19 protein-coding genes, 2 rRNA genes and 1 riboswitch are annotated in these 21,297 nt (G+C 50.0%); all 21 genes read right to left on the bottom strand.

Going from position 1 to position 21,297, the window contains the following annotated elements:
• Positions 1-6: 6 nt before the first annotated feature.
• Positions 7-2,232: a DNA helicase PcrA gene (pcrA, locus tag KNP99_RS10665; protein WP_088836285.1), complete on the bottom strand. Its 2,226-nt coding sequence runs from the start codon at positions 2,230-2,232 to the stop codon at positions 7-9.
• A 43-nt stretch (positions 2,233-2,275) separates the two neighbouring features.
• A complete protein-coding gene (pcrB, locus tag KNP99_RS10660) occupies positions 2,276-2,959 on the bottom strand; it encodes a heptaprenylglyceryl phosphate synthase (protein ID WP_353049634.1) in 684 nt (227 codons plus the stop codon).
• 77 nt (positions 2,960-3,036) lie between these two features.
• Positions 3,037-3,261, bottom strand: a complete 225-nt coding sequence (locus KNP99_RS10655) for a hypothetical protein (protein WP_088836283.1) — start codon at positions 3,259-3,261, stop codon at positions 3,037-3,039.
• A gap of 12 nt (positions 3,262-3,273) precedes the next feature.
• Positions 3,274-4,653: a TrkH family potassium uptake protein gene (locus KNP99_RS10650; protein ID WP_088836282.1), complete on the bottom strand. Its 1,380-nt coding sequence runs from the start codon at positions 4,651-4,653 to the stop codon at positions 3,274-3,276.
• 39 nt (positions 4,654-4,692) lie between these two features.
• A complete protein-coding gene (locus KNP99_RS10645; RefSeq protein ID WP_029332595.1) occupies positions 4,693-5,007 on the bottom strand; it encodes a YerC/YecD family TrpR-related protein in 315 nt (104 codons plus the stop codon).
• Positions 5,008-5,075: 68 nt separating this feature from the next.
• A complete protein-coding gene (locus KNP99_RS10640; protein WP_088836281.1) occupies positions 5,076-6,815 on the bottom strand; it encodes an adenine deaminase C-terminal domain-containing protein in 1,740 nt (579 codons plus the stop codon).
• 662 nt (positions 6,816-7,477) lie between these two features.
• Entirely contained in the window at positions 7,478-8,731 is a 1,254-nt protein-coding gene (gene purD / locus KNP99_RS10635) for a phosphoribosylamine--glycine ligase (protein ID WP_088836280.1), read from the bottom strand.
• A gap of 15 nt (positions 8,732-8,746) precedes the next feature.
• Positions 8,747-10,267: a bifunctional phosphoribosylaminoimidazolecarboxamide formyltransferase/IMP cyclohydrolase gene (gene purH / locus KNP99_RS10630; protein WP_088836279.1), complete on the bottom strand. Its 1,521-nt coding sequence runs from the start codon at positions 10,265-10,267 to the stop codon at positions 8,747-8,749.
• Entirely contained in the window at positions 10,264-10,839 is a 576-nt protein-coding gene (gene purN / locus KNP99_RS10625) for a phosphoribosylglycinamide formyltransferase (protein ID WP_214766759.1), read from the bottom strand. The genes purH and purN overlap by 4 nt, the downstream gene beginning before the upstream one ends.
• On the bottom strand, positions 10,836-11,870 hold the full coding sequence (purM, locus tag KNP99_RS10620) for a phosphoribosylformylglycinamidine cyclo-ligase (protein ID WP_214770109.1): 1,035 nt from the start codon (positions 11,868-11,870) through the stop codon (positions 10,836-10,838). Before purM ends, purN begins: the two co-directional genes overlap by 4 nt.
• A gap of 19 nt (positions 11,871-11,889) precedes the next feature.
• Positions 11,890-13,299: an amidophosphoribosyltransferase gene (purF, locus tag KNP99_RS10615; protein ID WP_214770112.1), complete on the bottom strand. Its 1,410-nt coding sequence runs from the start codon at positions 13,297-13,299 to the stop codon at positions 11,890-11,892.
• On the bottom strand, positions 13,275-15,494 hold the full coding sequence (gene purL / locus KNP99_RS10610; protein WP_214770115.1) for a phosphoribosylformylglycinamidine synthase subunit PurL: 2,220 nt from the start codon (positions 15,492-15,494) through the stop codon (positions 13,275-13,277). The genes purF and purL overlap by 25 nt, the downstream gene beginning before the upstream one ends.
• Positions 15,475-16,158 carry a phosphoribosylformylglycinamidine synthase subunit PurQ gene (gene purQ / locus KNP99_RS10605; RefSeq protein WP_214770117.1) on the bottom strand — a complete coding sequence of 228 codons (684 nt, stop codon included), beginning with the start codon at positions 16,156-16,158 and terminating at the stop codon, positions 15,475-15,477. The genes purL and purQ overlap by 20 nt, the downstream gene beginning before the upstream one ends.
• Positions 16,155-16,403, bottom strand: coding sequence for a phosphoribosylformylglycinamidine synthase subunit PurS (gene purS / locus KNP99_RS10600; RefSeq protein WP_159172781.1), 249 nt, complete (start codon positions 16,401-16,403; stop codon positions 16,155-16,157). The genes purQ and purS overlap by 4 nt, the downstream gene beginning before the upstream one ends.
• Positions 16,400-17,107, bottom strand: coding sequence for a phosphoribosylaminoimidazolesuccinocarboxamide synthase (gene purC / locus KNP99_RS10595; RefSeq protein WP_214845856.1), 708 nt, complete (start codon positions 17,105-17,107; stop codon positions 16,400-16,402). Before purC ends, purS begins: the two co-directional genes overlap by 4 nt.
• Before the next feature lie 59 nt (positions 17,108-17,166).
• Positions 17,167-18,462: an adenylosuccinate lyase gene (purB, locus tag KNP99_RS10590; RefSeq protein ID WP_214845854.1), complete on the bottom strand. Its 1,296-nt coding sequence runs from the start codon at positions 18,460-18,462 to the stop codon at positions 17,167-17,169.
• Entirely contained in the window at positions 18,459-19,562 is a 1,104-nt protein-coding gene (gene purK / locus KNP99_RS10585) for a 5-(carboxyamino)imidazole ribonucleotide synthase (protein ID WP_088836266.1), read from the bottom strand. The genes purB and purK overlap by 4 nt, the downstream gene beginning before the upstream one ends.
• Positions 19,559-20,050 (bottom strand): 5-(carboxyamino)imidazole ribonucleotide mutase, encoded by a 492-nt coding sequence (purE, locus tag KNP99_RS10580; protein WP_088836265.1) that lies wholly within the window; start codon positions 20,048-20,050, stop codon positions 19,559-19,561. The genes purK and purE overlap by 4 nt, the downstream gene beginning before the upstream one ends.
• 89 nt (positions 20,051-20,139) lie before the next feature.
• Positions 20,140-20,241: riboswitch (purine riboswitch) on the bottom strand.
• A 441-nt stretch (positions 20,242-20,682) separates the two neighbouring features.
• Positions 20,683-20,883 carry an NETI motif-containing protein gene (locus KNP99_RS10575; protein ID WP_029332581.1) on the bottom strand — a complete coding sequence of 67 codons (201 nt, stop codon included), beginning with the start codon at positions 20,881-20,883 and terminating at the stop codon, positions 20,683-20,685.
• Positions 20,884-21,000: 117 nt separating this feature from the next.
• A 5S ribosomal RNA gene (gene rrf / locus KNP99_RS10570) occupies positions 21,001-21,116 on the bottom strand.
• 46 nt (positions 21,117-21,162) lie between these two features.
• Positions 21,163-21,297: ribosomal RNA gene (locus tag KNP99_RS10565) — 23S ribosomal RNA — on the bottom strand; the annotation flags it as partial.

The raw sequence follows: 21,297 nt of genomic DNA, 5'->3' as shown, positions 1-21,297 counted from the left end.
CTCCACTCATACCTTTTTAATTGGTGCGAATTTTGCAAGCAACCGTTTAATCCCGACTGCCGGGAACGCGATATCAATCTCAAGACTATCGCCAGACCCACGTGTTTGGACGACCGTTCCTTGCCCCCACTTACCATGCTCTGCCTTGTCCCCGACATTCCAGCCAAGTGACTCGGCGCCGGATGTTTTCATCGCTGTCGGTTTCGTGACCGAACGACCGATAACAGCTTTCCCTTGCGGAACCGGACGATCTTCCCATGGGAGTGGTTTGGGTTTTTTACCAGTCCGTTCGATAACTTCTTCCGGTAACTCGGCTAAGAAACGCGATTCTTGGTTCGCATTTGTCCGTCCGTATAACGAGCGCATCCGCGCATGCGAGAGATAAAGTCGTTTTTCTGCTCGCGTGATGCCGACGTAGGCCAGGCGGCGTTCTTCTTCCATCTCGTCTTCATCTTGCAGCGAACGGCTGTGCGGGAACAAACCTTCTTCCATTCCAATCAGGAAGACGACCGGGAACTCAAGCCCTTTCGCCGAGTGCAACGTCATCAACGTGACTTGCTCACCTGGATCCGTTTCATCAAGGGAATCAACATCGGCGACGAGTGTCAAGTCGGTCAAGAAGGCAATGATCGTCCGGTCTTCCGGATCTTCTCCTTCTGTCTCCTTCTCGAAGTTTTGCGCGACAGTGATGAACTCGTTGATGTTCTCAAGACGACTTTGTGCTTCAAGCGTCTTGTCTTCCTTTAAGACTTGACGATAGCCTGATTTTTCAAGAACTTCCTCGACGAGCTCCGAGATGCTGATAAATTCCTGCATCTGGCGTAACCCCATGATCATCGTCCGGAAATCCGTCAATTTAGCTGCCGTCTTTGGTGCGATATTCGACAATTCGATATCACGGATGGCATCCATCAAGGACACACCCTGAAGATCAGCGAAGTCACGTAATTTATCAATCGTTGTCGCCCCGATTCCACGTTTCGGTTCATTGACGATTCGGGCAAAGGATAAATCCTCGTTCGGGTTCGAAATCAGGCGGAGATAGGCAAGAACGTCTTTGATTTCTTTTCGATCGTAGAACTTTGTTCCGCCAATCATTTTGTACGGTACGTTTGACTTCAGTAACGTTTCCTCGATTGCACGCGATTGAGCGTTCGTCCGGTACAAAATTGCGATGTCGTTAAGCTTCATCCCGTAACGTAGCGAATTGCGAATTTCTTGGACGATGTAAAAGGCCTCTTCCCGCTCGTTTTCCGCCGTATGGATAATCAATTTTTCCCCTTCGAGATTTTCCGTCCAAAGCTTTTTATCTTTTCGTGTACTGTTGTTTTTGATGACATGGTTTGCCGCATCAAGAATTCGTTTGGACGAACGATAGTTTTGTTCGAGCAAGATGACGCGGGCTGTCGGATAATCCTCTTCAAACGACAAGATGTTCGCGATATCCGCACCACGCCAGCGATAAATCGACTGGTCGGAGTCACCGACGACACAGAGGTTTTGATGTGCGGCTGCTAATAAGTTAACGAGATCGTATTGGGCTTTGTTCGTATCTTGATACTCATCGACATGGATGTAACGGAATTTTTTTTGATAAAAGGCGAGTACGTCCGGTGCTTGTTTGAATAACTCCGTTGTCTTCCCGATCAAGTCATCGAAATCGAGCGCATTATTGCGGCGTAAGACGGATTCGTATCCTTTATAAATTTCAGCGACTGTTTTTTCATATGGATTTGTCACGATTGACGCATAGAACTCAGCACTCCGTAATTCATTTTTTTGACTTGAAATAATAGAGAGCATCGACCGTGGATCCCATTTCTTCGGATCAAGGTTCTGTTCTTTCAAGACCAATTTAAGTGCCGACTGCTGATCGCTTGAATCAAGGATTGTAAAGTTCCGGTCGTAACCAAGCTTATCGATATCACGACGTAACATCCGGACACACATCGAGTGGAAGGTCGAGACCCAGATGTCGTTTGCGACCCCGCCGACTAAACGACCGATTCGGTCACGCATTTCCCGTGCGGCTTTATTCGTAAAGGTAATCGCTAAGATGTTCCATGGCGCGACTTGTTTTTCCGCCATCAAATAGGCGACACGGTGCGTCAAAACACGTGTCTTCCCCGAACCGGCTCCTGCCATGATCAGCAAGGGACCGTCCGTATGTTTGACCGCTTTCGCCTGCTCCGGATTCAATCCGCTCACGAGCTGTTCACTTAAATTAAACATGTAATAGCCTCATTTCTTTTTTCCGAACTTTTGTTCTTATATTTTATCGCGTTGCTTCTACTGTCGCAAGTGCTGCTTTTAAATCCTCATAAATGATATTTCCGACGACAATCGTATCAGCATACCGGAACATTTCCCGAGCCCGCTCGACGGAATTGATTCCGCCCCCATAAAACAGCCGCGCCTGCCGGACGACGTCCTTGACGGCTGCGACGACTTCCGGATTGCCATAGACGCCGCTGTACTCAAGATAGACGATCGGCAGACGGAACACACTGTCCGCGAGTTGAGCGTAGGCGACGACTTCTTCGTCCTGTAATACTTTTGCTTTTGTGACGTGCGCGACCTTCGCCTCCGGATTCAAGACGATGTAGCCTTCCCCGACCAGGTCGGCATGGGCCAGCATATGCCCGACTTCCTGTAAGGCTTCGACCTGTTTTTCGACCAGATATTCTAGCGTACCACTATTTAAGACGCTCGGAGTCAAATACGTATCAAACCCCATCGTCGCCGCTTCGAGCTCAGAAATTTCAAGTGCGACCGCGACCGGATATCTTCGCAGACGCATCAGTAAGTCGAGCGTCGCATCCAGCGTAATATCATCGGTTCCGCCGACGATGATTGCATCTGTTCCAGAAGTCGCGATTGCTGCGAGGGTCGTCTCCTCGATTTCTTTTGCTGGATCTAATTTAAAGACATGCCGCCATTCATCATACGGTAGTAACACGTTCGTCCCATCCTTCCTATCTTGTTCATCTCTAATTAGTATAAAACAAAAACCCATCTCGCGCAGGGCGAGATAGGTCAAGTAGTCGCGCGTCGTTTCGTTAAGAGTGCTGCGAGTCCGAGCGCTAAAAATCCGTAAAGGACGGCAAATGCCCATGGCTCAGCGAGAAAAAAACCGAGCACCGGGACGTCGAGTAACGATGATTCAGGCGAGCAGAGTGCCCGTCCATTGACGATTGCCAGAAATGGCAACGCCGGAACAGCAAAGATGTAACCAAAATTAATCCAAAATGCGCGATTCATGCAATCGTCTCCTTAACCGATAATGACGGATTCCTTCGGATAATTGTATTTTCGTTTTGGCTGATTCGCTTTTAAGAGTAAGACAAACGAGATGACACCGATTCGTCCGATGAACATTAAAATCGATAATGTCCATTTTCCGACATTCGATAACTCACTCGTGATTCCGAGCGATAACCCGGTCGTTCCGAACGCGGAACATGCTTCAAAGAACAGCACAAGGAATGGTGCATCCTCGAACATGAGCAAGACAATCAATCCGATGATCGTCACTCCCGTCGAAACGACAATGACGACGAACGATTTCCAAATGTCCGATTGGTCAATTTCACGTCCGAAAATCTTGATTCCATATTCTCCACGGATGAAGGCGACAACACTAAGTAATGCAACAGCAAACGTTGTTGTCCTGATCCCCCCGCCGACGGATGATGGAGAAGCACCGATGAACATTAAAATGGATAAGACGAAGACGGAAGCTTGTGAAAATGTCGTAATATCAACCGTCGTCAATCCACCATTTCGTGTCGTAACCGACTGGAACAGCGCATCGACAATTTTTTCATCAATCGGTAATCCTTTAAAGGACTGGTTCCATTCAAACAGCAACAGACTGCCTGTCCCGAACAGGACGAGGATGAAGAACGTCGAGGCTGTCAGTTTCGTAAATAACGAAAAGTGATACGGTTGTCGTGTCGATTGACGTGTTGCCCGGTAGGCAAAGTATCGTCGCACTTCAACAAGTACAGGGAAACCAATCGCACCGAGTGTCAATAAGACGATTTGCATAAAGACGACAAATAAGTCTCCTCGAAACGGAAGAAGCGACTCTCCTGTGATATCGAACCCCGCGTTCGTCGTCGCACTGACTGAACCGAAGACACCTTGCAACATTGCTTCACCGATCGTCGGAAAGTATTTCGTATAATAAAGGCCTAAAATAAGTGCACCGATCAATTCAATGGAAAGAATGATTAAGATGACTTCACGGATATATTTGACGACCCCTTGCATCGTCGTCTGGTTTTGATCACGAACGACGAGTTGCCGTTCTCGAAAACCGATTCGCTTCCCCAAGATGACCCACATCGCGATATGGAGCGACATCAAGCCAATTCCACTTACCTGCACCAAAATCATGATCATAAAATATCCGAACGTCGTAAACGTATCGGAGACGGAAACGGTCGTCAATCCGGTCACACTGACACAGCTAACCGCCATGAACACCAAGTCTGTAAAATCCCAGTCATAGTCTCCACGGGTCGACCACGGTAGTCCTAATAAAATGATTGCGATGATGACAGCAACGAAATAGATGATGACGAGCGACTGGATCGGCGTCAGTTTTCGAATGAAATGCTGAATCTTTTGTTGAAACGCTAAATCCATCCAGGTTCGTCCTCCTTCATCAAAGCAGCGGATAACCGATTAGTTATCCGCTACTGTTTCTTCTTTCAAACCTAAACGTGCTAACGCTAAATCGTAACCACCAGAGCCATAGTTCAAACAACGTTTCACACGTGAAATCGTCGCCGTCGACGCCCCGGTCGCCTTCTCGATTTTATGATACGTGTTTCCTTCACGTAGTTGACGTGCCACTTCGAGACGTTGCGCAAGCGCTTGAATCTCGTTGACCGTCGCTAAATCTTCAAATAAAGTGTAGCAATCTTCTAATGAATCCATCTTCATGATGGCCGTAAATAATTGGTCGAGTTCTTTCCCTCGTAATTTATCGAGTTGCATCTTGTAACTTCCTTTCCCATTCAATCACTCTTTAATAGTTTAAAGCGCGACGTTTTAAATTTCAAGCATCAGCGTAAAATCGCTGGGAAAAGAACTTTTTTCCGAAGGACTTCATAGATGCCTTGCGGCGTGATGCGGACATACGGTAAGTGCGTCGATGCAAGGAATAATAACGTATAAATCGGATCTTCGAATTGGTACCCCCGTGCGAACAACGCTTCACGCAATGCTGTTTCCTGAACGATTAAGTCTTCGAGCGGTAAATCAGAAGTCTGTCCCATCAACGTCAACGGAATCTCGGCAATCACTTCCCCGTCTTCGACGAGAACAATTCCCCCACCGAATGCTTTCATCCGTTCAAACGCCACCTGCATATCTTGTTTCGATTTCCCGATCATTAAGATATCACCACTGATTGAATAGGAACTGACCATCCCCCCGACGTTCGTCGCAAAGTTTTTCAAAACCGTATTAAGGCGCCATTTCCCTTGCCGATCAAGCAACATTAAAAACGACTCATTGCAATCGGCAGGTAAGACAGGCACACTCGTATCATGTTCAACTTGATACAATTTCATGATGACCGAGTTGATCATCTCAAGACCAACCGGCATGCTGAATGAAAAATCTTGATCCGTCAATGAGACGCTGACTTCAGACTTCTGCATTAATTCCATCGCTTGATCGAGTGCTTCAACGGGGTAGCACGGAATATCGTCGCGCCGGACCCACGTCCCGCGTGCTAGGACATCGACGGGTGTCGGTTGATCGATCGCTTCTAAAATATTTAAGTGGGCAATCCGTCCCGGTGCGATACTTCCCAGGAGATGATCAAGATTAAAGTGACGTGCTGCATTGTACGAGGCAATCCGGTACGCTTCTTCTGCCGGAATTCCCGCAGCAAGCATCAAGCGGACCGTCTCGTCCATCAAACCAGACTTATAGAAGGACGGTGTCGAACCATCTGTCGTCACGAGAACCTTTTCATAATTTTGTAATCCGGCTTCGACAAGTCCTGCAAAAATGTCCGGTAAATCAGGACGAATCGATGAGTAACGAATCGTCGTCGTATATCCTAATTCAAGACGCGTCAATGCTTCCTCGACCGTCATCGCCTCATGGTCACTCGTTACGCCATAAAGTGCCATCTTTGTCAGGGTTTTCGCAGATGCTCCCGGGAAATGCCCTTCAATCGGTTTTCCGAGCTTCATCGCGTCCTGCATCCATTGAAGTAACTCATCATCACCTTGTGAAAGACGGGGCCATCCTGTCAATTCTCCCGCCTGAATAACTTGGGGATGTTTGAGCCAGGCTTGAATCCGCTTGTTGTCAATCGAGATACTATCTGCATCAAGTTCCGTCTGTGCGTCGAGTCGTGCCCACCAATACATCGATGTCGGAATATCCGCTAACGCTTCAACTTGTGCAAACGCTTGCTCGACGGGCTCTAACAAAAGGAGCATATTATCATTGACGAGTGTCGTCGTTCCACGCTCCGCAGCAAACTTCGCGAGCGTCGCCGGATTATATAATTGGAAGGGATGGGCATGCGGTTCAATGTATCCTGGTACGATGAATTTCCCTGTTGCATCGTAGACCTCGTCCGCCTGGTCCGGCATATCCGGTCCGACATAGATAATCCGGTCTCCGCTAACCCAGATATTCGCCGTGCGCCATGCTTTCAACCCATGATTTAAGTACGTCGCATTTTCAAGTACGAGTGTAGGTGCAAGCTGTCCGCTGATGACCGCTTGGTGACCACGTACTTCAGTTTTCGTCCAAGGGGACCTTCCACAATTCTTTTTCACGAAAGCTCGACCTCCTTTTATTTTCTGAAAACGCTTTCTTATACTTCTTATACTAAAATGTTATCAAAAAAGTTTCAAGGTAATTTCATGTATATCCGACCTATTTCGACAAAATAACACAAAACTGTCAAGGAAGACAATCAACTTTCGCTTGTTCCTTCGATTGAACGTCTGCTCTTCTCACATTTTTTCCGGTGTTGGACTGTATCGAACCTGATGCTTATCATGTCAGCCGCTCCTCTCCTTCTCGAATCGTCTTCTAGCGGCAATCCTTCGCGCCGCTTCGCTACGCTGCAGGGTCGCTCTTGATTGCTTTTCGCTAAGAAGCGATTCAAGTCGGAAGTCGCGTCCTGACAAAAGTTTCGCTTCTCGTGACTCCTGCGGGGAATAGCGCGGTTCGCGCTGTCAGAGGCAGGCGAGACCCTGCTACTTGTTCGTAGAATCAAGGAGCAACGGCTCGCGCCTCGCCCGAGGAAAGCACGAGAAGGAAGAATCTTTTTGTCAAAACCAACCTCTCAAAAAACGACATCCCGACACAGCTTTCGCTTCTCGTGACTCTTACAAGGAAAAGCACAAGAAGGAAAAACTTTTTGTCAAAACCCTTCTTTCAAAAAAAAGCCAAGCGAAATCGCTTGGCTTTTACATAACAGTTATATTCAAATTCATGTTGTCCGAAACGCCTTTTTCGCAATATCCGTCCGGTAAAAGAAACCGGTTTGATCAAACGAAGCTAACCCTTGATAAATATCAGCGACTGCTGCTTCCATCGTCGCGGCTTGACTGACACAGACGAGGACACGCCCGCCTGCTGAAACGAGTGTATCGTCCTTTTCTGTCGTCCCGGCATGAAAGACTAAGACTTTCGAATCGATTGATGTAAGATCAATCGGTTGTCCTGTCTGCGGTCGTTCCGGATATCCGTCTGCCGCGATGACGACACCGACCGTCGCAGCATCAGACCACAGGACTTCAGGTTCCTCACCTGCTGCGAGCGGGATGATGACATCGAGCAAGGGGGTTTCGAGACGCGGTAAGATGACTTCTGTTTCCGGATCCCCGAACCGCGCATTAAACTCGATGACGGACGGTCCGCGGTTCGTCAACATCAGACCCGCGTATAAGAATCCTGTAAAGGGAATCCCTTCGCTTGCCATCTGCTCGACGAGGGGACGCAAAATCCGTGTCATCGCTTCATCCGTGACGGCTTGTTCATCGAATTGAGGCAACGGGCTGTAAGCTCCCATTCCACCGGTATTCGGTCCGGCATCACCATCGAAGGCGCGCTTGTGATCTTGCGACAAGACCATCGGGATGACGGTCTCTTCATGGACGAATGCCATCAAGGAACACTCTTCTCCGACGAGACATTCTTCGATGACGACACTACTTTGGTCACCGAAGTCACCGGCGAAGATGTCTTCAATTGCGCGAACTGCTTCATCGAGCGTCGTCGCCACCGTGACGCCTTTACCTGCTGCGAGACCATCTGCTTTGATGACGATCGGTGCCCCTTGACGGGAGACATACGCTTTCGCTTCTTCTGCCGATGTAAAGACAGCGAATGCTGCCGTCGGAATCCCTGCCCGTTCCATCAATCCTTTGGCGAACTGTTTACTTCCTTCAAGTGCCGCCGCTTCACGCGAAGGACCAAAAATCTTAAGACCCGCTGCTTCGAAGGCATTGACGACACCGAGGACAAGTGGGCCCTCTGGTCCGACAATCGTCCAATCAATCTGTTCGTCTTTAGCAAATTGGACAAGCTCACTGATGGCATCTTCCCGAATCGGGACACATGTGGCTTCCGTCATCCCGACATTTCCCGGCGCGGCATAAATCGTTTTGACTCGTTCATCTTGTGCTAGCTTCCAGACGAGCGCGTGTTCACGCCCGCCTTTTCCGATTACTAATACCTTCATGCAAGTCGCCTCCACTCAGTGTTTGAAATGACGGACATTCGTAAAGATCATCGTGACGCCGTGTTCGTTACACGCATCAATCGACTCTTGGTCACGAATCGACCCACCCGGTTGGATGATTGCCGTAATCCCGGCTGCCGCCGCGGCTTCGACCGTATCGCGCATCGGGAAGAAGGCGTCAGATGCGAGAGATGCACCAATCGCCTTGTCACCGGCTTGCGCGATGGCGATGCTCGCCGACCCGACACGGTTCATCTGCCCTGCCCCGACACCGACCGTCACTTCATCTTTCGCTAAAACAATCGCGTTCGACTTGACGTGTTTGACAGCACGCCATGCGAGCTTCAAGTCTTCCCATTCGGCTGCTGTCGGTTTACGGTCCGTGACGACACGTGCTGCTGCATCATCTAACGTCTCATCGTCGCTATCCTGGACAAGCATACCGCCAGCGACCGCTGTATAGCGAATCGCTTGGACACGTTTGACATCCAGTTCAAGCAAACGCAGGTTTTTCTTCGCTGCCAACAACTCGAATGCTTCTGTCGTAAACGATGGGGCGATGATGATTTCAAGGAAGATGCCACTGAGCTGCTCCGCTGTCGCGAGATCGACTTCACGGTTCAGAGCGACGATGCCGCCAAAGATCGAGACCGGATCTGCTGCATGCGCCCGGCGGAAGGCTTCGTCGATTGTCGGACCGACAGCGACGCCACACGGGTTCATGTGTTTGACGACGACGGCTGCTGCTTCGCGGAACTCATCAAGGATTTCAAGTGCGGCATTGGCATCTTGAATATTGTTGTATGACAATTCTTTTCCGTGCAGTTGGTTCGCTGATGCAAGAGACGCCCCACGATAGATCGGTGTTTTATAAAACGCCGCTTCCTGATGCGGATTTTCTCCATAGCGTAAGTCTTGTACCTTCTCGAGCGTAATCGTTAATTGCTCCGGGAATTTTTCTCCCGTTTGTGTCAAGAAGTAGTCCGCAATCAAGGCGTCGTAGGCTGCCGTATGACGGAAGGCTTTCGCTGCTAATTTTTGGCGTGTTTCAAACGTCGTTCCACCGAGGTTGATTTCTTTGATGATTTCGCTGTAGTCTGCTGGATCAACGACAACCGTCACGGCTGCATGGTTTTTCGCAGCAGAACGAATCATGCTCGGTCCACCGATATCGATGTTTTCAATTGCGTCTGCGTAAGGAACGTCCTCTTTCATAACCGTTTCCTTAAATGGATACAGATTGACGACAACGAAATCGATTGGTTTGATGTGTTGCTCTGCCATTTGTTCGCGGTGCGTCTCTAAATCACGACGTCCAAGTAAACCTCCATGGACCATTGGATGTAACGTTTTCACACGACCGTCAAGCATCTCCGGGAATTGTGTGACTTCACTGATACCGATGACCGGAAGTCCTGCTGCCTCAAGTGCTTGATGGGTCCCGCCTGTCGATACAAGTTCAATCCCTGCTTCGTGAAAGGCTTGTCCCAGTTCTACGACTCCTGTTTTATCCGATACACTAATTAACGCTCTCATACGTTTGCCCCCTCTTTAATCCACTCTTCGATGACTTGTGGATACAATCTGTGCTCTACTTGCTGAATCGCTTTCTGTAGCGTTTCCCGCGTCATATCCTCAGTGATACGGACCGCTTCCTGTGCCATGATTGGTCCCGTATCCATTCCTTCATCGACTATATGAATTGTAACACCTGTGATTTTAACTCCGCCACGAAATGCTTGCCCGATGGCATCTTTTCCTGGAAATGCCGGAAGCAGCGACGGATGGATGTTGACGATTCGTCCGGCATACCGTGCGAGAAGGACATCACCGACGAGACGCATATATCCGGCTAGGATAATCCGTTCCACGTCTCGCCGCTCTAGTTCCGCAACGATTTCGCGTTCAAAAGACGGTTTATCCGGGTAGTCCTTGGCTGTAAAAACAAACACATCACAGCCACGTCTTCGTGCCCGCTCGATGACGAGCGCCTCTTTTTGATCGCAGACGACGAGTTCAATCGTCGCCTGTAAACGTCCTGCCTCAATCGCTTCAAATAACGCTTCAACATTACTCCCGCTTCCGGAAGCAAAACAGGCAAGCCTCATTGGTCGACTCCTTTGATGCGAATCCCGTCTTGATCTGTCACCGTCCCGATCGTATAGGCCGTTTCATTTTCGCGCGCCAGGCGTGCCGTCACTTCGGTCACGTGTTCCGGCTTGACGATCATCATGTAGCCGATCCCCATGTTGAAAACGTTATACATCTCGTCACGCGGAATGTTTCCGGCTTGTTCAAGCCAATCGAAGACCGGTAACGTCGGCCATTTTTTCGGATCAAACGTCGCTCCGCAACCTTCCGGAAGGACACGTGGTACGTTTTCATAGAAACCGCCACCCGTGATATGGACCATCGCTTGAATCTTCTCTGTTTCGAGCGCTGCTTTGACCGCTTCGACATAAATCCGTGTCGGCATCAACAAAGCATTGCCGATCGTGTTACCGAGCATCATCAATTCATCTTCATACTGAAGACCACTTTCTTCGACGATTTTTCGGACGAGTGAAAATCCGTTCGAGTGAACCCCTGACGACGCGAGCCCTAAAATGACATCACCGGGTGTAACACCTTCACCAGTAATCAATTTTTGTTTTTCGACGGCACCGACGGCAAAGCCGGCAATATCATACTCACCGTCTGCATACATCCCTGGCATCTCTGCCGTCTCGCCACCGATTAACGTACACCCCGACTGGACACAGCCTTCGGCGACACCGGCGACAATCCGTTCGATTTTCGACGGAATGGCTTTACCGAGTGCGATGTAGTCGAGGAAATAGAGCGGTTCTGCACCCTGGACGATAATGTCGTTGACACACATCGCGACACAATCAATCCCAATCGTATCGTGTTGGTCGAGGGCGAAGGCAAGTTTTAACTTCGTTCCGACGCCATCTGTCCCGCTGACGAGCACCGGTTCTTTTAGATTCAATTGACTGAGGTCGAACATTGCACCGAAACTTCCGAGTCCCGTCATGACTTCCTTCCGCATCGAACGGGCGACGTGTTTTTTCATCCGGGATACGGATTCGTACCCTGCGGTCAGGCTAACACCTGCTGCTTCGTATTGTTTACTCATGCTTTGTTCCCCCATCTATTCAAAGTTTGGCTTCTAGTTCAAGTGCACCGATCGGTGTCGGATATTCGCCTGTGAAGCAGGCCGTACATTGTCCTTTCAGTGGACCATCGAACGGACGGTCAATCGCATTGACCATTCCGTTGACTGTCAGAAACTCCAGTGAGTCAGCACCGATTTCTTGGCAAATCTCACTGGGTGTCAGGCGGGCGGAAATCAGTTCGTCTTTTGACGACGTATCGATGCCGTAATAACACGGATTCGTGATGGGCGGCGCCGTGATGCGGACATGAACTTCCGTTGCCCCGGCTTCGCGTAACAGTCCAACGATGCGGCGGCTTGTCGTCCCACGCACGATGGAATCATCAACCATGATGACCCGTTTGCCGTTGACGACACCCCGTAGTGCCGACAGTTTCATTTTAACGCCGCGTTCCCGTAATTCTTGCGACGGCTGAATGAACGTCCGTCCGACGTAACGGTTTTTAATCAATCCCATCTCGTAGGGAATCCCGCTCGCTTCCGCATAACCAATCGCAGCGGAGATACTTGAATCCGGAACACCTGTGACGACATCTGCCTCGACCGGTGCTTCTTCGAACATTTTTTTCCCGAGCGCTTTTCGTGCCGTATGGACATTGACCCCATCAATCATCGAATCGGGACGGGAAAAGTAGATGTATTCCATCGAACACATCGCCCGCTCATGCGGTTCCATATACTGCCGTGATGACATGCCGGACGTCGTGATCGTCACGAGCTCTCCCGGCTCGATGTCACGAATGAACTCGGCCCCGACGATATCAAAAGCACACGTTTCCGATGAAAAGACGATGCCGCCATCTGATGTTTTCCCGAGTGATAACGGGCGCAGACCATGTGGATCGACGGCGACGTACAACGTATCTTCCGTTAAAAAAAGAAAGGCGAATGCACCGACAAGCCGCGCCAGACTATCGGCAATCCGGTCTTCGAGTGTCGGTAATTTACTCCGTTTGACGAGGTGGGCGACGACTTCCGTATCGCTTGTCGTCTGGAAAATCGCCCCTTCCGCCTCAAGTAAATGTTTTAACGAATCGGCATTGACGAGATTCCCGTTATGGGCAAGTGCCAAGTCACCCGTCCGTGATTTGAAGTGAAGCGGTTGTGTGTTCTCGAGCGTGTTGCCACCAGCTGTCGAGTAACGGACGTGTCCGATCGCATGCTGTCCGGCTAACGAATCGAGTGTCTCTTGTGAAAAAACTTCCGTCACAAGTCCTTGTCCCCGGTGTGGAAGAAGCAGGTTGCCGTCGCTCGCGACGATTCCTGCGCCCTCCTGCCCCCGGTGTTGCAGACTGTGGAGACCATAATAAGCAAGTTGTGCCGCTTCCGGTTGTCCGAAAATCCCGAATACCCCACACTCTTCATTTAATCCTTTGATGTCATATAACACGCGATCGCCCCTTCCCAGTCGGCTTGCAGTGTTGAACGTGTTGCTTCGATGAGTGTGTCCGTTGTCTTGATTTGAATCGAATCCTCTGCTGTGACGTGACCTAGTTTTTCAGCACCTGTCTGTTCGACGAAGGCTGCCTCGTGCTCCGGCTTCACCGATACGACGAACCGGGATTGTGATTCACTGAAGAGATGTAACGCCGGTCCTTCAAACGTCACGTCGAGACCGAGCGTCGTTCCGAATGTCATTTCTGCCAAGGCGACGGCGAGTCCACCTTCCGCGACATCATGGATGGCTGTGACGAGCCCTGCCTGAACGGCTGTTTGTAAGGCACGTAAACGGGTTTGTTCGACGTTCAAATCGATGCGTGGTGCTTTCCCGAATGATTTTTCGAATTGCATGTATTGGAGTTCACTGCCACCGAACTCCGGTAACGTCTCACCGAGCACGTAGATTGCGTCGCCTGCTTGTTTGACGTGTTGTGTCGTGATCCAGTCGGTCTGGTCATGTAATCCGACCATTCCGACGACCGGCGTCGGGTGGACGGCTTTGCCGGCTGATTCATTGTAGAGCGAAACGTTTCCGCCGATGACCGGTGTCTCGAGCACGCGGCAGGCTTCAGCCATCCCGGCCGTCGCTTGTTCGAGTTGCCAGAAGCCTTCCGGTTTATCCGGATTCCCGAAATTGAGGCAATCGGTGATCGCAAGTGGTGTTGCACCACTTGCAACAATATTGCGGGCGGCTTCAGCGACGGCGATCTGACCACCGACGAACGGATCGAGGTAAACGAAGCGGCTGTTACAGTCTGTCGTCATCGCGAGTGCTTTGTTCGTGCCACGGACACGGATGACGGCTGCATCGGAACCCGGTGCAACGACGGTTGACGTTTGAACCATATGATCATACTGATCGTAGACCCAACGTTTTGACGCGATCGTCGGTTGTTTGAGCAGGGCACGCCATGTTTCGACGACATCCTCGACGACCGGCAACGTCTCTTCCATTGTTTGGAACTCTTCATAATAAGCCGGAACTCGCGATGGCTTTTGATAGACCGGTGCTTCTTCCGCAAGGGCATCGACCGGTACTTCAGCGACGATCGTTCCGTGCTGGACAAGGCGAAGGACTTTTTCTTCGATGACTTCGCCGACATGAACGGCATGCAAGCCCCATTTGCTGACGATGGCTTCGATTTCCGCTTCCCGTCCGCGCTCGACGACGAGCAACATCCGCTCCTGCGACTCCGATAACATCATTTCATAAGCGGTCATGCCGGTTTCACGTTGCGGCACATCATCAAGGTGCATTTCAATCCCCATGCCGGCTTTCGAAGCCATCTCGGCTGACGACGAGGTCAGTCCGGCAGCGCCCATATCCTGCATCCCGACGAGTGCCGGATGGCCGACGATTTCGAGACAGGCTTCAATCAATAACTTCTCCATGAAGGGGTCACCGACTTGGACGGCCGGACGTTTTGCTTCCGTATCCTCCCCGAGATCTTCTGAAGCGAAGGTCGCACCGTGGATGCCGTCACGCCCTGTTGCCGCACCGACGTACATGACCGAGTTCCCGGCACCTTTCGCAAGACCTTTTTGAATATCTTCATGATTGATCAGTCCGATACACATCGCATTGACGAGTGGGTTTCCTTCATACGAACGGTCGAAACCGACTTCTCCGCCAATCGTCGGAATCCCGACGCAGTTGCCGTATCCGGCAATCCCGGCGACGACTTGTTCAAACAACTGATTGACGCGTGGTGTCCCGAGATGTCCGAAACGAAGCGAGTTCATCAACGCGACAGGACGGGCTCCCATTGAAAAGATATCGCGGATGATCCCACCGACACCCGTTGCTGCCCCTTGGTAGGGTTCGACGGCTGACGGATGATTATGACTTTCGATCTTAAAGACGACCGCTTGATTATCACCGATATCGACGACACCTGCGCCTTCACCTGGTCCTTGCAAGACACGGGGACCGGTCGTCGGAAACTGGCGTAAGACCGGTTTTGATGTTTTGTACGAACAGTGTTCTGACCACATGACGGAGAAGAGTCCTGTTTCCGTGTAGTTCGGTTGACGACCGAGTAAGTCGACGACCATCTGGTACTCCGCGTCGCTAAGTCCCATCGTCGCATAAATCCGTTGCTCCTGAATTTGCTCAATCGTTGGTTCAGACTGTTGTTTTAACATGGTGGGCCCCCTGTTTGACGAGTGAAGTGAATAACTTAAGTCCATCTGTTCCGCCTGTCAGCATTTCGACAGCACGCTCCGGGTGTGGCATCATCCCGAGCACATTCCCTGCTTTATTCGTAATCCCTGCAATATCGCCGCGCGATCCGTTCGGATTGTCGACGTATGTGAAGGCAATTTGTTGATTCGTCTGCAACATCGCGTACGTGGCGTCGTCACAGTAGTAGTTTCCTTCCCCGTGGGCGATTGGAATCGAAATCGTTTCACCCGGTGCATAATCTGACGTGAAACGTGTCTCGTGATTTTCGACCTTCAGTTCGACTGTCCGGCACATGAACTTCAGTCCGGTATTGCGGTGCAAGACACCCGGGAGAAGACCCGCTTCGACAAGGATCTGGAAGCCGTTGCAGACACCAAGAACGGTTTTCCCTTCTGCTGCAAATCGTTTCACTTCCTCCATGATTGGTGAAAACTGGGCGATTGCGCCGCAGCGGAGATAGTCCCCGTATGAGAAACCGCCCGGAAGCAGGACACCATCGTATCCTTCAAGTGACGTTTCGGTATGGAAGACATAGTCCGCTTCCTCACCGAGCGCATCCTTGACGGCATGGTACATATCTAAATCACAGTTCGATCCCGGAAAGACGATGACCGCAAACTTCATGCCGTCGTCACCTCTTCTACTTCAAAACGATAGTCTTCCATCACCGTGTTGACGAGGAGCTTTTGGCACATGTCATGAATCATCGTGTCCGTCGTTTCATCCGAGACGAGCAGTTCGATTCGTTTTCCGATCCGGACTTCTTCGACACCCGTAAAACCGAGTTGCGCAAGACCACCTTTGACAGCGACTCCTTGTGGATCTAAAATGCTTTCCCGTAATGCGATTGATACGATGACTTTTTTCATTGTGTGTTTCCCCCTAGGCGATTGAATAGTGTTTGGTACGTGTCGATGAGTGATCCGATGTTGCGACGGAAGACATCTTTATCGAGGTGCTCTCCCGTTTCTTTATCCCACAGACGGCATGTATCCGGTGAAATTTCGTCAGCCAGTAGAATCTCGCCTGTCGGTGTTTTTCCGTATTCGAGTTTGAAATCGACGAGCGTGATCCCCTTTTCGTCAAAGTACGGACGTAAGACGGTATTGACACGGTTCGCTTCTTGTTCAAGTAAATCGAGCTCTTCCGTAGTCGCAATCTTCAGTAAATTGATGTGGGCACGGGTGACGAGCGGATCGCCTAAGCTATCATCTTTATAGTAAAACTCAACGATTGGTGTTTCGAGCACTGTTCCTTCTTCGATCCCAAGCCGTTTGCTGAGGCTTCCGGCGACGACATTGCGGACGACGACTTCGAGTGGAATGATGGTGACACGGCGTACGAGCTGTTCGCGCTCGGAAATGCGTTCAATGAAATGGGTCGGAATGTCGGCCGCTTTAAGTACTTCAAAGAAGTGACTCGTCAAGCGGTTGTTCAGTTCACCTTTACCTGCGAACTCTGCTTTTTTCTCTCCATTAAATGCTGTCGCTTCGTCCTTGTAGACGATGCGGAGCACGTCCTGCTCCTGCGTCGTGTATAATCGTTTGGCCTTACCTTCATAAAGTGGTTGCATTGCTTTCGTCCCCCAGGATCCTAAGATGTAGACGGGGACAATGCCCCGTCTCAGGTTGATTAGTTCAAGCCACACCGTTCAAAAATTTCATCGACCCGGCTCGTATGATACGTTGGATCAAAACAAGCATCGAGTTCTGCTTCTGTAAAGAGTTGTTGAATCTCTTGTTCCTGCCATAACAAATCACGGAACATGATTTGTTCTTCCCATGCCTGCATCGCCCGTGGTTGGACGAAGTCGTAAGCGGCTTCACGCGACCAGCCTTTTTCAATCAAAGCGAGTAAGACGTGTCCGGAGAAGATGACACCATACGTCCGGTCCATGTTGCGTTTCATGTTTTCCGGGAAGACCGTCAAGTTTTTGACGATGTTACCGAACCGGTTCAACATGTAGTTGAGTAAACCGGTTGCGTCCGGCAGAATGATCCGTTCCGCAGATGAATGGGAAATGTCCCGTTCGTGCCAAAGCGAGACGTTTTCGTAAGCCGTCACCATGTGTCCACGAATGACCCGGGCAAGCCCTGTCATGTTTTCTGAACCGATCGGGTTACGTTTATGTGGCATCGCGGATGATCCTTTTTGACCTTTCGCGAAGAATTCTTCGACTTCTCGTGTTTCGGTTTTTTGAAGACCACGAATTTCCGTCGCCATCTTCTCAATCGATGTTGCGATTAACGCGATCGTCGACATGTAATGGGCATGACGATCACGCTGCAGGGTTTGCGTCGAGACCGGCGCCGGTTTCGTTCCAAGCTTCTCACAGACATATTTTTCGATGAACGGGTCGATGTTCGCAAACGTTCCGACCGCACCTGACATTTTTCCGTATTCGACGGTCTCACGTGCAGCGTCGAAGCGGACTTTGTTCCGTTTCATCTCTTCGTACCAGAGGGCAAGCTTCAGACCGAATGTCGTTGGCTCAGCATGGACACCGTGTGTCCGCCCCATCATGACCGTGTATTTATGTTCGTTCGCTTTGACTTTCAAAATCTCGATGAAGCGGTCAAGATCCGCTGCGAGAAGATCGTTTGCTTGCTTCAAGAGATACGAGAGTGCCGTATCGACGACATCCGTTGACGTCAGTCCGTAATGGACCCATTTACGTTCTTCACCAAGCGTCTCCGATACAGCGCGTGTAAAGGCGATGACGTCATGGCGTGTCTCTTGTTCGATTTCATTGATGCGGCTCACATCAAACGAGGCATTGTCCCAAAGGAGTTTCACATCTTCTTTTGGAATGACACCAAGCTCGCTCCACGCTTCACAAGCTAAGATTTCGACTTTCAACCAAGCCTCAAATTTATTCTGTTCTGTCCAAATCGCTTTCATCTCAGGTCGTGTATACCGTTCGATCATCTAACCGTCTCCTTCCAGATTTGCAGGCGCTCGACTTCGGCTAATGCTTCTTCGACTGAATCCGCTAAGATGTTCAAGTGCCCCATCTTCCGTCCTGTCTTCGCTTCCTGCTTTCCATATAAGTGAACTTTCGTCCGTGCCGATAATGTATGTTGTTCCTCGGATAATGCTGTGACATGTTGACCTAGGATGTTCGCCATGACGACCGGTGTCGTCAGACGGGTATCACCGAGCGGGAGCCCACAGATGGCACGGATGTGCTGTTCAAACTGTGACGTCTCACACGCATCGATGGAATAATGCCCCGAGTTATGTGGGCGTGGCGCCAGTTCATTGACGATGATTTCTGAACCGACAACAAAGAGTTCGATTGCGAGCGTCCCAATCAAGCCGACTGCTTCGGCAATGTTCGTTGCCAAATCAATTGCCTGTTGTGACAGCTCACTTGAAATGCGGGCCGGAACGATTGACAGATGGAGTATGTTATCCCGGTGAATGTTTTCGCTGACTGGAAAGACACGCGTTTCCCGTTCGCTCCGTGTGACAATGACGGAGATTTCTTGATCGAACGGTAACCATTTTTCAGCGACGTATTCGGTCGGTTCGAACGTTTCAATGGCACCTGCTAAATCAGCTGCCGTCCGAATGACCGTCTGCCCTTTTCCGTCATAACCGAAGCGAGCCGTCTTTAGGACGAAAGGTAATCCTAACCGTTCGCTTGCTTCTTTCAAGTCTGCAACGGTATGGACAGCATGATACGGTGCGACCTGATAACCATGTCGTTCAATCATCTCTTTTTCCCGAATCCGGTGTTGCGTCTGAAACAACAACTCTGTCCCGTGGACCAACTTATCACCGATTGCCATCGCGACTTCGTGCGAGATGTTCTCAAATTCGTATGTGACGACATCTGATTCTTGCGCTAGACGCTTTGCTGCTTCGACGTCCGTAAAGTCTGCGACAATTTGTTGATCCGTGATTTGCGCGCAAGGTGCATTTTCCGTCGGATCCAGTGTCAGGAGTTCGTATCCCATTTCGCGTGCCGATAATGCCATCATCCGTCCGAGCTGGCCGCCACCTAAGATTCCAATCTTCGTCATGTCAGATGCACCTCGGAAGCGATGACTTGTCCTTCTAGTTCAACGCGCATATGGTCGAGTGCTCTCGCAATCCGCTCGTCTACTGTTCCAAGAATTTGTGCTGCCAGTAATCCGGCGTTCTTTGCACCCGCCTCACCGATCGCAACCGTAGCGACAGGCACACCACCCGGCATCTGGACGATCGAGAGTAAGGAATCGATGCCTTGAAGAGCTTTGCTTTTAATCGGAACCCCGATGACGGGGAGTGTTGTTTTGGCTGCCACCATTCCTGGCAAGTGGGCTGCCCCACCCGCTCCTGCAACAATGACCTTCAGTCCTCGTTCGCGCGCTGTTTCTGCGTAACGGAACATTAAGTCCGGTGTTCGGTGGGCCGAGACCACTTTCTTTTCGTACCGAATGTTCAGCTGATCGAGTACATCACATGTCGCTTTCATTGTTGACCAGTCAGACTGGCTTCCCATAATAACGCCAATTTCCACATTACTCATCTTCGTCTCCTCCTTTTTGCATAAAAAAAGCCCAAACCACGACTAAAAGGGTGGCTTAGGGTATAAAAAGGTACGCCAAAGAACGATCGACGAACATCCATATACCCCATAGTCCAACGATTTAGGGTCGTCGGGTAGAAACTTGCAAGCCATATCCCTGCTATTATACGAGGTGTTATATTCAATCTTCCTATCACGCCTTCATCTTAACAAGACAAGGAAGCATCCGTCAACCAAAGGCGAACAATTTAATTATCTGAAAATTTATTGTTCGTCTTTATACACAATTAGCTCATGCTTTTTTTAATTGCATTCGGAATTTTTACTATTGGTTGTACAAAAAAAGGCAAAGTATCACGGTTACGTGAACTTCACCTTAGCCTGTAGTCAAAAAATGTAGTTTGCTGAACTGGGATGATTGACGTTGCACGGCCTGACTCACAAGTTGCTTCAACCTCTATTTAAGGGAGGAACGGTTCATTTTTGTAAGCAAAAACGCCGATGACCCCGTTTTTCATACGGATTCATCGGCGTTTTCTATACCTGTTCCTCGGTCGTGACGTCCTGATACATATCCTGAGCTACGCACCTCTGTCAGAGACAAATAGTCCGGAGGCGCGCATGTAAAGGAATCAGTCAGATTCTGTTTTCGCTTTACAGTCAAAAATGATCTGTTGGCGAATCGGATACGGTTCTTCATTCGCATCTAATCCAAAAATCGGTTCTTCACGTCGAACAGTCGGACGATAACCCATGGCATCAATCCGATCGAGGCAGTCGCTGATTGTTTCATTCTCTTCAACAGCCACTCGAAGTTTTTGTTTTTTTGCCATGTGTGTCACGTTCCTTCCTTATTATATAAGTCATGCATCTTTGAAAAAACATCAAGATACAAAAAAAGTCCATAAAAAAGCGGCGGCCCTTGAGCGTATGCTCCAGAACCACCGTTTGCCTGGCAACGTCCTATCCTCACAGGGGGAAGCCCCCAACTACTTTCGGCGTTCAAGTGCTTAACTTCCGTGTTCGGCATGGGAACGGGTGTGACCACTTGGCTATCGTCACCAGACGACGGGCTCGCGCCCTCAAAACTGAAGTCATCAACAATCATCTGCTAGAACAAGGCCTCGACCGATTAGTATCACTCAGCTCCGCATGTCGCCATGCTTCCACCCGTGACCTATCTACCTCATCGTCTCTGAGGGGTCTTTCTTGATTACTCAAAGGGAAATCTCATCTTGGAGGGGGCT

Origin of the sequence: Exiguobacterium sp. s95 (assembly GCF_018618655.1) — a bacterium.
GTDB classification, from domain to species: domain Bacteria; phylum Bacillota; class Bacilli; order Exiguobacteriales; family Exiguobacteriaceae; genus Exiguobacterium_A; species Exiguobacterium_A oxidotolerans.
Note: the sequence above shows the minus strand (reverse complement) of the source record. Positions and strands in the feature narration are given on the sequence as shown.

Excerpts from the sequence above, each read along its gene's own strand:
- pcrA (WP_088836285.1), bottom strand. The coding sequence starts at position 2,232 with ATGTTTAATTTAAGTGAACAGCTCGTGAGCGGATTGAATCCGGAGCAG.
- KNP99_RS10655 (WP_088836283.1), bottom strand. The coding sequence starts at position 3,261 with ATGAATCGCGCATTTTGGATTAATTTTGGTTACATCTTTGCTGTTCCG.
- KNP99_RS10650 (WP_088836282.1), bottom strand. The coding sequence starts at position 4,653 with ATGGATTTAGCGTTTCAACAAAAGATTCAGCATTTCATTCGAAAACTG.
- KNP99_RS10645 (WP_029332595.1), bottom strand. The coding sequence starts at position 5,007 with ATGCAACTCGATAAATTACGAGGGAAAGAACTCGACCAATTATTTACG.
- purD (WP_088836280.1), bottom strand. The coding sequence starts at position 8,731 with ATGAAGGTATTAGTAATCGGAAAAGGCGGGCGTGAACACGCGCTCGTC.
- purH (WP_088836279.1), bottom strand. The coding sequence starts at position 10,267 with ATGAGAGCGTTAATTAGTGTATCGGATAAAACAGGAGTCGTAGAACTG.
- purN (WP_214766759.1), bottom strand. The coding sequence starts at position 10,839 with ATGAGGCTTGCCTGTTTTGCTTCCGGAAGCGGGAGTAATGTTGAAGCG.
- purM (WP_214770109.1), bottom strand. The coding sequence starts at position 11,870 with ATGAGTAAACAATACGAAGCAGCAGGTGTTAGCCTGACCGCAGGGTAC.
- purL (WP_214770115.1), bottom strand. The coding sequence starts at position 15,494 with ATGTTAAAACAACAGTCTGAACCAACGATTGAGCAAATTCAGGAGCAA.
- purQ (WP_214770117.1), bottom strand. The coding sequence starts at position 16,158 with ATGAAGTTTGCGGTCATCGTCTTTCCGGGATCGAACTGTGATTTAGAT.
- purS (WP_159172781.1), bottom strand. The coding sequence starts at position 16,403 with ATGAAAAAAGTCATCGTATCAATCGCATTACGGGAAAGCATTTTAGAT.
- purC (WP_214845856.1), bottom strand. The coding sequence starts at position 17,107 with ATGCAACCACTTTATGAAGGTAAGGCCAAACGATTATACACGACGCAG.
- purB (WP_214845854.1), bottom strand. The coding sequence starts at position 18,462 with ATGATCGAACGGTATACACGACCTGAGATGAAAGCGATTTGGACAGAA.
- purK (WP_088836266.1), bottom strand. The coding sequence starts at position 19,562 with ATGACGAAGATTGGAATCTTAGGTGGCGGCCAGCTCGGACGGATGATG.
- purE (WP_088836265.1), bottom strand. The coding sequence starts at position 20,050 with ATGAGTAATGTGGAAATTGGCGTTATTATGGGAAGCCAGTCTGACTGG.
- KNP99_RS10575 (WP_029332581.1), bottom strand. The coding sequence starts at position 20,883 with ATGGCAAAAAAACAAAAACTTCGAGTGGCTGTTGAAGAGAATGAAACA.